The sequence below is a fragment of the Sphingomonas sp. G5 genome, assembly GCF_052660795.1.
Genome location: NZ_CP109660.1, coordinates 1,016,544 through 1,030,653 on the forward strand (window position 1 = coordinate 1,016,544; position 14,110 = coordinate 1,030,653).

Below are 14,110 nucleotides of genomic sequence, written 5' to 3' on the forward strand. Positions count from 1 at the left end.
ATGGCACACCTCTGGGGCGGAGTCCTCCGCGAATACGCCGACCGTCTGGGTGTCACCGACGCCTCCACTGTCGTCACCCTCGGCGAGGGCGGCACGCCGCTGCTTCCGGCGCCGGCGCTCTCGCGCCGCACCGGCGCCGACGTGTGGGTGAAGTACGAGGGGATGAATCCCACCGGGTCGTTCAAGGATCGCGGCATGACCGTGGCTCTCTCGCGTGCCGTCGAGCACGGCGCCAAGGCCGTCATCTGCGCCTCGACCGGCAACACCTCGGCCTCCGCCGCCGCGTACGCCGCGCACGCCGGCATCACCGCCGCGGTGCTCGTGCCCGAGGGCAAGATCGCCATGGGCAAGCTCAGCCAGGCCGTGGCCCACAACGGCCGGCTCATCCAGATCCGCGGCAACTTCGACGACTGCCTCGAGATCGCGCGCGAGCTCGCCGACCACTACCCGGTGCACCTGGTCAACTCGGTGAACCCCGACCGCATCGAGGGGCAGAAAACCGCCGCCTACGAGGTCGTCGAGGTTCTGGGCGACGCCCCCGACTTCCACTTCATCCCCGTCGGCAACGCCGGCAACTACACCGCCTACTCGCGCGGCTACCGCGAAGAGGCCGCCCGCGGTGTCTCCACCCGCGTGCCGCGCATGTTCGGCTTCCAGGCCGCCGGCTCCGCGCCCCTCGTGCGCGGCGAGGTCGTCAAGCAGCCCGAGACCATCGCGAGCGCGATCCGCATCGGCAACCCCGCGTCGTGGGAGCTGGCTCTCGAGGCGCGCGACGCCACCGACGGCTACTTCGGCGCGATCGACGACGCCGGCATCCTCGAGGCGCAGAAGATCCTCGCCGGCGAGGTGGGCATCTTCGTCGAGCCCGCCTCCGCGATCAGCGTCGCGGGTCTGCTCGAACGCGCCGAGGCCGGGGTCGTCCCCGCGGGCGCCAAGGTCGTCCTCACCGTCACGGGCCACGGGCTCAAGGACCCCCAGTGGGCCCTGCGTCGCGCCGACGGCACCGACGTCTCGCCCACTGTCGTCGACGCCGCCACCTCGGAGGTCGCCTCCGTGCTCGACCTTCAGCCGGTGACCGCGTGAGCTCAGGCCCCGGTCGTCGGGTCGCCGTCCGCGTTCCCGCCACCAGCGCGAACCTCGGGCCCGGCTTCGACACCCTCGGCCTCGCCCTGAGCGTCTACGACGAACTCGTCGTCGAGCAGCTCGACGGCGATCGCCTCGAGATCGAGGTCGAGGGCGAGGGGACGGTCGACGTCCCCCGCGACGCCTCGCACCTCGTGGTGCGCGCGATGGCGCACACCTACGCCTCGGTCGGTCGCTCCCTTCCGGGGCTCCGGCTGACGGCGCACAACGTGATCCCGCACGGGCGCGGCATGGGGTCGTCGGGGGCCGCGGTGGTCGCCGGCATCCTGGCCGCGAAGGGGCTGCTCGAGGGAGAGGTCGCTTTGAGCGACGTCGATCTGCTGCGGTTGGCCACCGAGATGGAGGGCCACCCCGACAACGTCGCGCCCGGCCTGTTCGGCGGACTCACCATCGCGTGGATGGATGCCGCCGGCCCCCAGCACAAGCAGCTCATCGTCCACCGCGGCGTCTCTCCGCTGGTCTTCGTCCCGAGCTTCACCATGTCGACCGCGGTGGCGCGGAGCCTGCAGCCCCTGCAGGTGCCGCGCGAGGATGCGGTGTTCAACGTCTCGCGTTCGGCTCTGCTGATCGCGGCGATGACGCAGAGTCCCGAGCTGTTGATGGCGGCGACCGAAGACAAGCTGCACCAGAACTATCGCGCGCAGGCCATGCCCGAGACCGATCGGCTCGTGCGGGCCCTCCGCGCGGAGGGGTACGCGGCGGTCGTGTCGGGAGCCGGGCCCAGCGTGCTGGTGCTGGCCGACGGGCCGGGGCAGCGACTCGAGGCGGCGGATCTTATGGCATCCGTGGTCGACACCCCGTGGCAGGCGCTCATGCTCGCCGTCGACGTCAAGGGTGGTACAGTGAAAAACGCAGAGGGTTCCGCGTAACTTCGCGAATCTGAGCCTCTGCACCACCTGCGAAATCCGCAACACATCGCGAACCCGGTATCGGCTGCAGTCTCCCGAACCGCTGGTGTCCTTCGTCTGCGTTCTGCACGGCGAAGCGCGATCTGATCACGTTTCATTTTCTGAGGAGCACTCGTGGAGTCCATCTCCGAGACCCAGCCCGTCGACGCGCCCGAGGGCGCCGAGACCCCCGCCGACGAGCAGCCCACGGCTGCGGCGGAGGGCACCGACACCGAACAGACCCCCGAGGGCGCCGACGCCCCCGCGGCCGAGGAGCCCGCTGAGGCGGCCGCCGACGCGCAGCCCGAGGCGCTGTTCACCGACGACGCCCTCGCCGCGCAGGCCCCGGCCGAGGCGGTCGCGGACGCGCCCGCCGCCGATGCACCCGCGGCCGATGCTCCCGCCTCGGAGGCGCCTGTCGCCGCTGCTGCCGCGGAGCCCGCCGCCGAAGAGGCGGCCCCGGTCGAGAAGCCCGCACGCGCCCCGCGCAAGCGTGCCCCGCGTCGCGCCAAGAGCGCGACCGCCGAAGAGACGGCCGCCGCCGAAGCCGCCGCCGCCGAAGAGAAGGCCGCCGCTGACGCCGCCGCCGCCGAGGCGCCCGCCGCCGCCGAGGCGCCCGCCGCCGAGGCCGCGACCGACGAGTCCGCGACGACCCCGTCACCACGGCCGCCGACGTGGCCGCCGACGCCGAGACAGAGACCCCGCGGTCGCCGCTGACGCGTCCGCCGCCGAGGCGCCCGCCCCCGACACCGCGCCCGCCGAGGGCGACGCCGAGCAGGCCGACGCCGCGCCCGCCGACGGTGCCGCCGCGCCCGCCGACGGTGCCGCCGAGCAGGCCGACGAGGCCCCGGCCCGCGGCCGTGGCCGCAGCCGCTCGCGCAACCGCAACCGCAACAAGACCGACGCCGACAAGGCCGAGGCTCCGGCCCAGCCCGCCGCCGACGAGGCCGAGGCCCCGCAGCAGCAGGGCGGCCAGCGCGACAACGCCCAGCGCGACAACGCCCAGCGTGACAACGCCCAGAACGGCCAGCAGGCCCAGCAGCAGCAGGGCGGGGCGACCAACAGCCGCAACCGCCAGCGCAACAAGCGCCGCGGCCAGACCCCCACGGGCGACGAGTTCGAGACCGAGATCGGCGAGGACGACGTGCTCGTCCCCATCGCCGGCGTCCTCGACGTGCTCGACAACTACGCGTTCGTGCGCACCACCGGTTACCTGCCCGGCCCGAGCGACGTCTACGTCTCGCTCGGTCAGGTCAAGAAGTACAACCTCCGCAAGGGCGACGCCGTCGTCGGCGCCATCAAGCAGCCCCGCGAGGGCGAGCAGCAGGGCCGTCAGAAGTACAACGCCCTCGTGCAGGTCGACTCGATCAACGGCCTGTCGGTCGACGACGCCGCCGCTCGCGTCGAGTTCAACAACCTCACGCCGCTCTACCCCCAGGAGCGCCTGCGCCTGGAGACCGGCCCCGAGAAGCTCACGCAGCGCATCATCGACCTGGTCGCCCCGGTCGGCAAGGGCCAGCGCGGCCTGATCGTCGCCCCGCCCAAGGCCGGTAAGACCATCGTTCTGCAGCAGATCGCCAACGCGATCGCCACGAACAACCCCGAGGTCCACCTCATGGTCGTGCTCGTCGACGAGCGCCCCGAAGAGGTCACCGACATGCAGCGCACGGTGCGCGGCGAGGTCATCGCCTCGACGTTCGACCGCCCGGCCGAAGACCACACCACGGTCGCCGAACTGGCCATCGAGCGCGCCAAGCGTCTGGTCGAGCTCGGCCGCGACGTCGTCGTGCTGCTCGACTCGATCACCCGCCTCGGCCGCGCGTACAACCTCGCCGCCCCCACCTCGGGCCGCGTGCTCTCGGGTGGCGTCGATGCCTCGGCGCTCTACCCGCCCAAGCGCTTCTTCGGCGCAGCGCGCAACATCGAGAACGGCGGATCGCTCACGATCCTCGCCACCGCTCTCGTCGAGACCGGCTCCAAGATGGACGACGTGATCTTCGAGGAGTTCAAGGGCACCGGCAACAGCGAACTGCGCCTGAACCGTCAGCTCGCCGACAAGCGCATCTTCCCGGCCGTCGACGTCAACGCGTCGAGCACCCGCCGCGAAGAGATGCTGCTGTCGAGCGACGAGGTCAAGATCACCTGGAAGCTCCGTCGCGCGCTGGCCGGTCTCGAGCCCCAGCAGGCCCTCGAGGTCGTGCTCGGCAAGCTCAAGGAGACCCAGTCCAACGTCGAGTTCCTCGTGCAGATGCAGAAGTCGATCCCGGCGCCCGCGCGCGGCGGTGACGACAACAGCATCCGCTGATCGGGGCGGGAGGCGCGATGTCGGAGCCCGCGATGTTCGAGTCGGTCCGCGGACTGCTCGAGGAGCACAAGGCCGTCCAGGAAGAGCTTTCCGACCCGGCCGTGCACGCGGACGCCGCGCGCGCCAAGCGCGTCAACCGGCGGTACGCCGAGCTGTCGCGAATCGTCACGGCGCACGAGGCCTGGGTCGCGGCATCCGACGACCTCGAGGCCGCTCGCGAACTCGCGCGAGAGGACGAGGCGTTCGCCGACGAAGTGCCAGGGCTCGAAGAGCGGGTCGCCGAGACGCAGGAGCGTCTGCGGCGTCTGCTCATCCCGCGCGACCCCGACGACGCCCGCGACGTCATCATGGAGATCAAGGGCGGCGAAGGAGGAGCGGAGAGCGCTCTCTTCGCGGCCGACCTGCTGCGGATGTACCTGCAGTACGCGGCGTCCATGGGCTGGAAGACCGAGCTCCTCGAGCGCACCGAGTCCGACCTGGGCGGCTACAAAGACGTGCAGGTCGCGATCAAGGGATCGTCGAGCGACCCCGCGCAGGGCGTCTGGGCCCACCTGAAGTACGAGGGTGGTGTGCACCGCGTGCAGCGCGTACCGGCGACCGAGTCGCAGGGGCGCATCCATACTTCGACCACGGGTGTGCTGGTCTTCCCGGAGGTCGACGAGCCCGAAGAGGTCGCGATCGACCCCAACGATCTCAAGATCGACGTGTTCCGCTCGTCGGGTCCCGGCGGACAGTCCGTCAACACGACCGACTCGGCCGTCCGCATCACCCACGTGCCCACGGGCATCGTCGTGTCGATGCAGAACGAGAAGTCGCAGCTGCAGAACCGCGAGGCGGGCATGCGCGTGCTGCGCGCCCGCCTTCTCGCCAAGCAGCAGGAGGAGCGCGACGCGGTCGCCGCCGACGCGCGCAAGTCGCAGATCCGCGGCATGGACCGCTCCGAGCGCATCCGTACGTACAACTTCCCCGAGAACCGCATCGCGGACCACCGCACCGGTTACAAGGCGTACAACCTCGACCAGGTCATGGACGGCGCCCTCGGCCCGATCATCGAGTCGGCCATCACCGCCGACGAGGAAGCGCGTCTCGCGGCCCTCGCCGACTCCTAAGCTCGGGTGGTGCTCACCGCCGCCCAGATCGTCACCTTCGACGACACTCCGCCCCCGCCCGGGCTCTCACCGTGGGTCGGCTCGCCCGAGCAGGCGCGGCACATCGAGATCGTGGAACCGGATGCCGACTGGCCGGGGGTCTTCGACACGCTCCGCGCGGGCATCGTCGAGGCGCTCGGCGAGCGTGCGCTGCGGATCGAGCATGTGGGTTCGACGTCGGTGCCGGGGCTGGCCGCCAAACCCGTCATCGACATCGACCTGATGGTCGCCGACACCGACGACGAAGACGCCTACGTGCCCGCCCTCGAGTCGCTCGGGTTCGTGCTTCGCGTGCGCGAGCCGTGGTGGCTCGGGCACCGCTGCCTGGTCTCGGCCCAGCCGGCCGCCAACCTGCACGTGTGGCCGCCCGACAGCCCCGAGGCGGCGCGGCACCGCATCTTCCGCGACTGGCTTCGCACAGACGCGGCCGATCGGGAGCGGTACGCCGCGGTCAAGCGCGAGGTCGCGGCCGACGGCTTGATGAGCGAGTACAACGCCCGCAAAGAGGGCGTGATCCGTGAGATCTACGCACGAGCATTCGTGGCCGCGGGGCTTTTGCCCTGACGTCCGCGGTGCCGGCGTGCGACCGTCCGTCCACGACGGTGCGGGATCTCCGGCCCGGACGCAGTACGGGACGCCCCGGCGGTCGGCGACGTGCCGGATCTCCCGCGCGCCATCGCTGAGTGGTCAGGAGCCCCATACGGGCGGGTGGGGGAGCGGACCGCGACGGCTTTCGAGCTGCGCGGCGAGCGACAGCAGGACCGCCTCGCCCCCGGGACGCCCGACCAGCTGGACCGAGACCGGGTGGCCGGTGCCGTCGGCGACGACCGGGAGCGTGATCGCGGGGAGCCCCGCGACGTTGACGAAGCTCGAGTACGGCGCGTATTCGACCTGCATCGCGAACGTGCGCTCGGGGCTGTGCCCCGCGTACGCGCCCACCGGTTGGGGAGCCTGCGCGAGAGCGGGCATGAGGACGGCGTCGAAGGCGGCGAAATCCGCGATCGTCCGCCGCTCGAACGCCCGTGCGGCGGCGAGCCCGTCGAGCAGGTCGAGAGCGTCGAGCCGGCGTCCCTCCCGCACGAGCCACGCGGTCAGCGGTTCCACGAGGTCCATGTCGGCTTCGCCGAGAGGAATCCGCGCCGCGCTCGCCCGCCAGAGCACATGGAACAGCGACGCGTATCCGACCGGATGCCAGTCGGCATCCGTCACCGCGTGGCCCGCGTCGGCGAGCCAGGCGGCGGCGGTGTCGAAGGCGTGCCGGGCGTCTACGTCGAGGCGGATGTCTTCGTCGTCGTCCCACGGAGAGACGGTGGTGGCACCGATGCGGAGGTCGACCTGCTCGCGACGCGCGGCTGCGACGAACGGCCCGGTTCCCGGAGCGGCCGTGGCGTAGCGGAACGGGGCGAGACCGACGAGCGCGTCGAGCAGCAGCCCGGCGTCCTCGGCCGAGCGCGCGATCGGCCCCGTCACGGACAGGCCGTCGGGGGAGTCGAAGCCGGAACCGAGGGGCAATCGCCCGCGCGAGGGCTTCAGCCCGACGACGCCGACGGTCGAGGACGGGATGCGGATGGACCCGCCACCGTCCGACCCCACGGCCGCGGGCAGAAGGCCTGCCGCAACCGCGACCGCGGCACCCCCGCTCGACCCGCCCGCTCCCGAGGACGGGCGCCAGGGGTCGCGGGTCGGGGCGTGGATGAGCGGCTCGGTGAAGCCGGTCAGCCCGAATTCCGATGTGCTCGTCTTGCCGAGGTTGATGGCCCCGGCGGCGTCGAGGGCGTCGGCGAGAGGGTCGGATGCCACGGGCACGTGGCTCACGCGTGCCCTCGACCCGTAGCGGGTGGCGACGCCGGCGCGCGCCACGAGATCCTTGTCGGCCAGCGGGACGCCCCAGAGGGCGCCGTGCGGGGTGCCGGCGCCGATTGCGTCGGCGCGGTGGAGGGCGGCGTCCGGGGTCGTCTCGACGAAGGCGCCCAGGTCGGAGAACCGGGCGATGCGGTCGAGATAATGTGCGGTCAGCTCGCGCGGACTCACCGTCCCGCTCGTCAGCTCCGCGAGCTGCGCGACCAACGTCAGATCGTGCAGGCGCGTCATGCCACGAGCCTACGGTGTCGGGACCGTGCGACATCCGGCCGGCGGTCTGCGCGTCCGCAGCCCCGTCGCAGCACGCCGGTGACGGGGCTCGGCGATGTCGCGACCGGATCTCAGCCGGCGCGCTCCCACGCGGCCACGTCCGCGTCGAGTTGCGCGAGCACCTCGCGCGGAGAGTGACCGAGATGGTGGCGGAACGCACGATGCAGGTGCGAGAGATCGCTGAATCCCCACTTCGCGGCCAGATGCGTCATCGTCGCCCGACCGCGCTCGGCCCGCAGGTCCTCGGCGCACGCGAGGACACGCGTGCGCATCACCGTCTGTCCGTAGGTCAGGGGCGCGCTTTCGTACAGTTGGTGGAGCTTGCGCACCGAGATGGCGAAGTGGCGGGCCATCGCGGCGGGGGAGGTGTCGGCGAACCGGACGTGCCGTTCGAGATGGTGCTCGATGCTCCGGCGCAGCACCTCGTCACCGCCTGCCTCCTCGCGGAGGGCGTCGGTTCGCGTCGAGGGGGAGAGCGCGCGACTGAGGGACGCCACGGCTGCTCCCACAGCATCCGCTTCGCTGTCGCTCATTCGCGACGCCTGTGACCACGACGAGCGCAGGGTGTCGGCGAGGACGGCACCGAGCCCTGTGCCCGTCGAGAACGTGCGGGCCGTGGCCTCGGCCCGCAGGCTCTCGGGTACGTCGCGTACGGGAACGCGGAACGACACGGTGCGCCACGGGTCGAGGTAGTCCAGGGTGAACGAGCGGGTGGCATCCACGATCGTGAACGTCCCGGGGCCCCCTCTCCGAAGAGCAGCTCGGTCTCCGCCTGCAGGCGCGCGAGTTCGCCGAGACCGTCCTCAGCCAGGTCCCCGACCTCATCGCGCCGATCCCCGACCCTCTCGACCGGTTCCGCGCCCTGAAGCCCTTCTATCAGCAGATGGTGGATGCCGGTTTCGTCAAGGGCCTCATCCCCGTCGAGAACGGCGGGCACCGCTTCAGCAACCTGCAGTTCGCGCTCGCCTGCGAGGAGCTCGCGCGCGTCGAGATCAACACTCCGACCATCGTCCTCGGTACGGGTCTCGGCACGTTCCCCATCATCACGGCGGGCACACCCGAGCAGAAGGAGCGCTTCCTCGCGCCGTTCGTCGACGGCAGCCCGGCTCTCGCGGCCATCGCTTTCACCGAGGCCGCCGGGGGCGCCAACTTCGACCACCCCGATCCCCGTTACGGGGTGCAGACCTTCGCCGTCCGCGACGGGGACGAATGGGTCATCAACGGCCGCAAGGCATATACCACCAACGCCTCCGGCTGGGACGACGAGGGAGCCGACATCATCAGCGTCGTTTGCCGCATCGATGAGACGAAGCCGCCGGCCGAGTCGCTCGCGATCATCGTGGTCGAGAAGGGCACGCCCGGAGTCACGTTCTCGGGCATCATCGACACGATCGGCCACCTCGCCACCAACTCCCCGTACGTGGACTTCGTCGACGTACGCGTGCCGGTCGAGAACCTGATCGGCGCCCCCGGCGACGGGCTCGCGCTGACGAAGGGGTCGTTCTCGTGGACGTGCTCGAGCATCGCCGCGGCGGCGGTCGGCAAGATGCGCCGCGCGTTCGAGATCGCGTACGACTTCGTCTCGACCGAGAAGCGCTCCGGCAGCGTGCCGGTCATCGACCACCAGAACGCCGGCTACATGCTCGCCGACATCAAGACCCGCATCGAGGTGGGCCGCTACTTCGCCTGGAAGGCCGCGGACCACTTCGACAAGACCGGGGGCCTCGACCGCGAGCTGTCGAACATGTCGAAGATCTACAACTCCGAGCTGTCGGTGCAGACCGTCTACGACGCGATGCGCCTCGTGGGCGTGGACTCGTACGGCGACCGCGCTCCACTCGGCGACATCATGCTGGATGTGCTCTGCCTACCCATCTATGACGGGGGCAATATGGGCGTGCGTCGCCGGCATCTGCACGAGATGCTGCGTACCCCCGGGTACGACCCTCTGGCCGCGGCGGAGAACCGCCTGTCGGTCTGATCGAGCCGCTCCTGTGCGGGCCCGCGGCGATGGCGGGTCCGCACAGGAGTGTTCAGATCCAGTACTCGGGCGTCGTCAGCACCGCACGGGTGTCTTCGCCGGCGCGGCGCTGACGCGCAGTGGCGGGCACGCCCACGAGCACGCTGTCGGCCGGTGCGTCTCGCGTGACGACGGCGTTCGCCCCCACGACGGAGCGAGCCCCGAGAGTGATCGGCCCGAGGATCTTCGCCCCCGCGCCGACCGCGACCCCGTCGTGCAGGGTGGGGTGGCGCTTCCCGCCCTCGCGCTGACGACCGCCGAGCGTGACGCCGTGATACAGCATGACGTCGTCGCCGACCTCGGCGGTCTCGCCGATCACGACGCCCATTCCGTGGTCGATGAAGAAGCGGCGTCCGATCGTGGCACCGGGGTGGATCTCGACCCCGGTGAGCCACCGCGTCACCTGCGACAGGGCTCGTGCGGGAAAGCGGAGGCCGCGCCGCCAGAGGCGGTTCGCGATCCGGTACGACCAGACGGCGTGCAGGCCCGGATAGAGCAGGGCGATCTCAAGACCGCCGCGCGCCGCGGGGTCGCGGAGTTTGGCGGCCGAGATGTCGTCGCGCAGGTGGGAGAGGGCCCCCACGTCAGTCTTCGCGCAGGTGCTCGTAGAGCGCGGTCGAGAGGTACCGCTCGCCGTACGAGGGGATGATGACGACGATGTTCTTGCCGGCCGCCTCGGGGCGGCGCGCGACCTCGAGGGCCGCCCAGATCGCCGCACCCGACGACATGCCGACGAGGATGCCGTCCTTGGCCGCGGTCTCGCGGGCGAGGCGGATCGCGTCGTCGAACTCGACGTCGATCACCTCGTCGATGATGTCGCGGTCGAGGATCGCGGGCACGAAGTTGGGGCCGATGCCCTGGATCTTGTGGGGTCCGGGGTGGCCCTTCGTGAGCACGGGGGAGTCGGCGGGCTCGACGGCCACGACCTTCACTCCGGGTACGCGCTCCTTGAGCACCTGGCCGACGCCGGTGATGGTGCCGCCGGTGCCGATGCCGGCGACGAAGTAATCGACCTTGCCGTCGGTGTCGCGCAGGATCTCTTCCGCCGTGGTCTTGCGGTGGATCGCGGGGTTCGCCTCGTTCTCGAACTGGCGGGCCCAGACCGCGCCCGGCGTCTCGGCGACGATGCGCTTGGCCTCGTCGACGGCGTGCGACATGCCCTTGGTCGGGTCGGTGAGGACGAGCTCCGCCCCGAAGGCTTTGAGGAGGATGCGGCGCTCCTTCGACATCGACGCCGGCATCGTGAGAATGACCTTGTAGCCGCGGGCGGCGCCCACCATGGCGAGGGCGATGCCGGTGTTGCCGCTCGTCGACTCGACGAGCGTGCCGCCGGGCTTGAGCTCGCCCGAGGCCTCGGCCGCGTCGACGATCGCGATGCCCAGGCGGTCCTTGACGCTCGACGCGGGGTTGTAGAACTCGAGCTTGGCGAGGATCTGGCCGCCGGCGCCCTCGGCGACGCGGTTAAGCCGCACGAGCGGCGTGTCGCCGAATGCAGAGGTGATGTCGGAGTGGATGCCGGGCATGGCTCGCCTTTCGCCGTCGGTCGGGACGCGATCATTTTAGGCGAGCCTTCCGACACCGCCGGCCCGTGTGACGCCGCGCGACTAGGCTGGGCTCCCGTCATGCCAGAGACCGTCCCGCCCCCTGCCCCCGTCGCCGTTTCCGTCGCGGATGCCGTGCGCTCCGCCGCCCAGCGACTGCACGCAGCGGGAGTGCCCGACCCCCAGGTCGACGCCGAGTTGCTTACGGCCCATGTCCTCGGCTCCTCCCGCGGTGGCGTTCAAGCGGCCGCGGTCCGAGGGGACCGGATGCCGGAGCCGGCCGCGCGGGCGCTCGCCCCTCTGATCGACCGCCGCGCGGCTCGCGAGCCGCTGCAGCACCTCACCGGTCTCGCGCCGTTCCGCTCGATGGAGCTCGCCGTGGGCCCGGGCGTCTTCGTCCCGCGCCCCGAGACCGAGATGGTGGCCCAGCTCGCGATCGACGCGTTGCGCTCCGCGGCATCCGAGGCTCCGATCGCGGTCGATCTCGGCACCGGCTCCGGAGCCATCGCGCTCGCGATGGCCACGGAGGTGCCGCATTCGCGCGTGTTCGCAGCGGAGAACTCGGTCGACGCGTTCGTCTGGACGAAGCAGAACGTGGCCCGACTCCGCGCCGAAAACGTCACGCTCGCCTTCGTCGATCTCGCCGACGCGTTCCCCGAACTCGACGGAACCGTCTCGGTCGTGGCATCCAACCCTCCCTACGTCCCGGATGACGCGATCCCGCGCGATCCCGAGGTGCGCCTCTACGACCCGCCGGCGGCGCTGTACGGAGGACCGGACGGCCTGGATGCCGTGCGCCACCTCAGCCGCGTCGGACTCCGCCTCGGCCACTCCGGTGCGACTCTCGTCATCGAGCACGGCGAGTGGCAGGGGGCGGCGATTCGCGACATCCTCACCGCCGACGGCTGGCGCTCGGCTGCGACCCACCCCGATCTGACGAGCAGGGACCGCGCCACGACCGCTACCCGCCCGTGACCACGCGGGTGGCGGCGCGCGACTAGACTGACGCGCGTTATGTCACCCGTCTACGACTGCCGTGACGAATCGCAGCTGCTGTCCGGGATGCGCCACGCGCGTCAAGCGATCGGCCGCGGCGAACTCGTCGTGCTCCCCACCGACACCGTCTACGGAATCGCCGCAGACGCGTTCAACGCGCGCGCCGTCGCGGGCCTGCTCGAGGCGAAGGGGCGCGGGCGACAGCAGCCGCCGCCGGTCCTCGTTCCCGGTGTCGGAACGCTGCGGGCCCTCGTCGCAGAGATCCCTCCCGCCGTCGACGACCTCGTCCGCGAGTTCTGGCCGGGTGGACTGACGATCGTGCTCCCCGCGCAGCCCTCGCTCTCGTGGGACCTCGGTGACACCCACGGCACGGTCGCGGTCCGCATGCCCGCGCAGAAGATGACGCTCGAGCTCCTCGAAGAGACCGGGCCGCTCGCTGTGTCGAGCGCGAACCTCACGGGTAGCGCCGCGGCGGTCGACATCGACTCCGCCCGCGACATGCTCGGCGACAGCGTGGCCGTCTACCTCGACGCCGGCGTCAGCGAGACGGGCATCGCCTCGACGATCATCGACGCGACGACGCTCGTCGGGGGAGCAGAACCCCGGATCCGCGTCTTGCGCGAGGGGGCGATCTCGCGCGACCGTCTGCGCGCGGTGGTGGGCGACCTCCTCGAGCCCGATCCCGTCGACGACGTCGCCGATCCGTTGGCGGCGCCGTCCGCGACGACCCCGGATGCCGAGGCGCCGGGTCTGTGACCCAATACCTCCTCACCATCCTGTTCACGGCGGCGGTCACGCTCGCGCTGTCGTGGGTGGTGTGGAAGCTCGCCCTGCGGTTCAAGCTGTACCCCGGCATCCGTGACCGCGACGTGCACAAGACTCCGACCCCGCGGCTCGGCGGCGTCGCCATGTTCCTCGGCGTGGTGGCGGCCTTCGCGCTCTCGAGCAAAAACCCGTACTTCGCGATCTTCTGGATCGACCCCGTGCCGGTGCTCTCGCTCCTCGGCGCGGTGCTGCTCATCGTGCTCGTCGGCGTCGCCGACGATCTGTGGGATCTCGACTGGATGATCAAGCTCGGGGCGCAGTTCGTGGCGGCCGGCGTCATCGCCTGGTTCGGTCAACTGCAGATCCTGTCGCTTCCGATCGGCGCTCTCACGGTGGGATCGAGCTGGGTGAGCTTCCTGCTGACCGTGTTCGCGATGGTGGTGGTCATGAACGCCGTGAACTTCATCGACGGTTTGAACGGCCTGGTGGCGGGCGTCTGTCTGATCGCGAACGGCGTCTTCTTCGCGTACTCGTACCTTCTCGTGCGCGACACGGGAGCGAGCACCTACTTCAACCTCGCCTCCTTCATCGCGGCGGTGCTCGTGGGCGCGTGCCTGGGGTTCCTGCCGATGAACTGGACTCCGGCCAAGCTGTTCATGGGCGATGCCGGGGCGCTCATGCTCGGGCTGCTCATGGCGAGCTCCGCCGTCGCGATCACCGGTCAGCTCGACCCCGCCGTTCTCGACCCGGAGAAGATCGGCCGTTCCCAGCTGCTCGGGGCGTTCATCCCCATCCTGCTGCCCGTGGTCATCGTGCTGCTCCCCCTGCTCGATTTCGGTCTCGCGGTGGTGCGGCGGCAGTGGGCGGGCCGGTCGCCCTTCTCCCCGGATCGCAAGCACCTTCACCACCGCATGCTCGATATGGGGCACACCGACCGCGACGCGGTCCTCATCTTCTACAGCTGGACCGCCGTGGTGAGCCTCGCGTTCCTGCTGATGTACATCGGCACCCAGCAGGGCTGGCCCGGCGACTATGCGATCGGCATCGCCTTCGGCGTGACCGGCGTCGCCGCGTGCGCCGTCCTCACGCTCCTGCCCTCCCAACACCGTCTGCGGCTGACCCGCCGCCCCCGACCCACCCGACCGGAGTCCCCCTCATGAGCAGTGTTCCCCCCG

At 71.0% G+C, this 14,110-nt stretch carries 14 protein-coding genes and 2 pseudogenes; 11 read left to right on the forward strand and 5 right to left on the reverse strand.

All coding sequences use genetic code 11. The features are described 5' to 3' along the window. The 6 genes from thrC (at position 1) to NE358_RS04930 (ending at position 6,047) form a co-directional block, all read left to right on the forward strand. On the forward strand, positions 1-1,083 hold the full coding sequence (thrC, locus tag NE358_RS04905) for a threonine synthase (protein ID WP_103210227.1): 1,083 nt from the start codon (positions 1-3) through the stop codon (positions 1,081-1,083). Next, positions 1,080-2,012, forward strand: a complete 933-nt coding sequence (gene thrB / locus NE358_RS04910; protein WP_289942004.1) for a homoserine kinase — start codon at positions 1,080-1,082, stop codon at positions 2,010-2,012. Before thrC ends, thrB begins: the two co-directional genes overlap by 4 nt. A gap of 153 nt (positions 2,013-2,165) precedes the next feature. Beyond that, positions 2,166-2,747, forward strand: coding sequence for a hypothetical protein (locus tag NE358_RS04915; RefSeq protein WP_499318333.1), 582 nt, complete (start codon positions 2,166-2,168; stop codon positions 2,745-2,747). A 427-nt stretch (positions 2,748-3,174) separates the two neighbouring features. Next, a complete protein-coding gene (rho, locus tag NE358_RS04920; protein WP_499318565.1) occupies positions 3,175-4,335 on the forward strand; it encodes a transcription termination factor Rho in 1,161 nt (386 codons plus the stop codon). A 32-nt stretch (positions 4,336-4,367) separates the two neighbouring features. Next, positions 4,368-5,444 (forward strand): peptide chain release factor 1, encoded by a 1,077-nt coding sequence (prfA, locus tag NE358_RS04925; protein ID WP_141375510.1) that lies wholly within the window; start codon positions 4,368-4,370, stop codon positions 5,442-5,444. A 9-nt stretch (positions 5,445-5,453) separates the two neighbouring features. Further along, on the forward strand, positions 5,454-6,047 hold the full coding sequence (locus NE358_RS04930; RefSeq protein ID WP_289942014.1) for a GrpB family protein: 594 nt from the start codon (positions 5,454-5,456) through the stop codon (positions 6,045-6,047). 123 nt (positions 6,048-6,170) lie between these two features. On the opposite strand, the gene NE358_RS04935 is transcribed toward NE358_RS04930, so the two are convergent. From NE358_RS04935 to NE358_RS04945, 3 genes and pseudogenes are all read right to left on the reverse strand, one after another. Then, positions 6,171-7,574, reverse strand: a complete 1,404-nt coding sequence (locus tag NE358_RS04935; RefSeq protein WP_289942016.1) for an amidase — start codon at positions 7,572-7,574, stop codon at positions 6,171-6,173. Positions 7,575-7,684: 110 nt separating this feature from the next. After that, complete coding sequence (locus NE358_RS04940) at positions 7,685-7,966, reverse strand: helix-turn-helix domain-containing protein (protein WP_258873355.1); 282 nt, start codon at positions 7,964-7,966, stop codon at positions 7,685-7,687. Positions 7,967-8,104: 138 nt separating this feature from the next. Next, positions 8,105-8,344 (reverse strand): annotated as a pseudogene (locus tag NE358_RS04945) (cupin domain-containing protein); the annotation flags it as partial. Between the two features lie 29 nt (positions 8,345-8,373). On the opposite strand from NE358_RS04945, the pseudogene NE358_RS04950 reads away from it, so the two are divergent. Together NE358_RS04950 and NE358_RS04955 are read left to right on the forward strand one after the other, a co-directional pair. Next, positions 8,374-8,700, forward strand: a pseudogene (locus tag NE358_RS04950) (acyl-CoA dehydrogenase family protein); the annotation flags it as partial. 30 nt (positions 8,701-8,730) lie between these two features. Next, complete coding sequence (locus tag NE358_RS04955) at positions 8,731-9,594, forward strand: acyl-CoA dehydrogenase family protein (RefSeq protein WP_353853284.1); 864 nt, start codon at positions 8,731-8,733, stop codon at positions 9,592-9,594. Between the two features lie 52 nt (positions 9,595-9,646). Here the strand turns inward: NE358_RS04955 and epsC are convergent, their stop codons facing one another. Then, on the reverse strand, positions 9,647-10,216 hold the full coding sequence (gene epsC / locus NE358_RS04960) for a serine O-acetyltransferase EpsC (RefSeq protein WP_141375520.1): 570 nt from the start codon (positions 10,214-10,216) through the stop codon (positions 9,647-9,649). Position 10,217: 1 nt separating this feature from the next. After that, complete coding sequence (gene cysK / locus NE358_RS04965) at positions 10,218-11,156, reverse strand: cysteine synthase A (RefSeq protein WP_141375522.1); 939 nt, start codon at positions 11,154-11,156, stop codon at positions 10,218-10,220. 99 nt (positions 11,157-11,255) lie between these two features. Here cysK and prmC point away from each other — a divergent pair, with 99 nt between their 5' ends. From prmC to NE358_RS04980, 3 genes are read left to right on the forward strand one after another with little or no spacing between them, the layout of a single operon-like run. Beyond that, a complete protein-coding gene (gene prmC / locus NE358_RS04970; RefSeq protein ID WP_141375524.1) occupies positions 11,256-12,149 on the forward strand; it encodes a peptide chain release factor N(5)-glutamine methyltransferase in 894 nt (297 codons plus the stop codon). A 39-nt stretch (positions 12,150-12,188) separates the two neighbouring features. After that, positions 12,189-12,926: an L-threonylcarbamoyladenylate synthase gene (locus tag NE358_RS04975; RefSeq protein WP_289942021.1), complete on the forward strand. Its 738-nt coding sequence runs from the start codon at positions 12,189-12,191 to the stop codon at positions 12,924-12,926. Continuing rightward, positions 12,923-14,095, forward strand: a complete 1,173-nt coding sequence (locus NE358_RS04980; protein WP_103210246.1) for an MraY family glycosyltransferase — start codon at positions 12,923-12,925, stop codon at positions 14,093-14,095. The genes NE358_RS04975 and NE358_RS04980 overlap by 4 nt, the downstream gene beginning before the upstream one ends. Positions 14,096-14,110 lie beyond the last annotated feature (15 nt).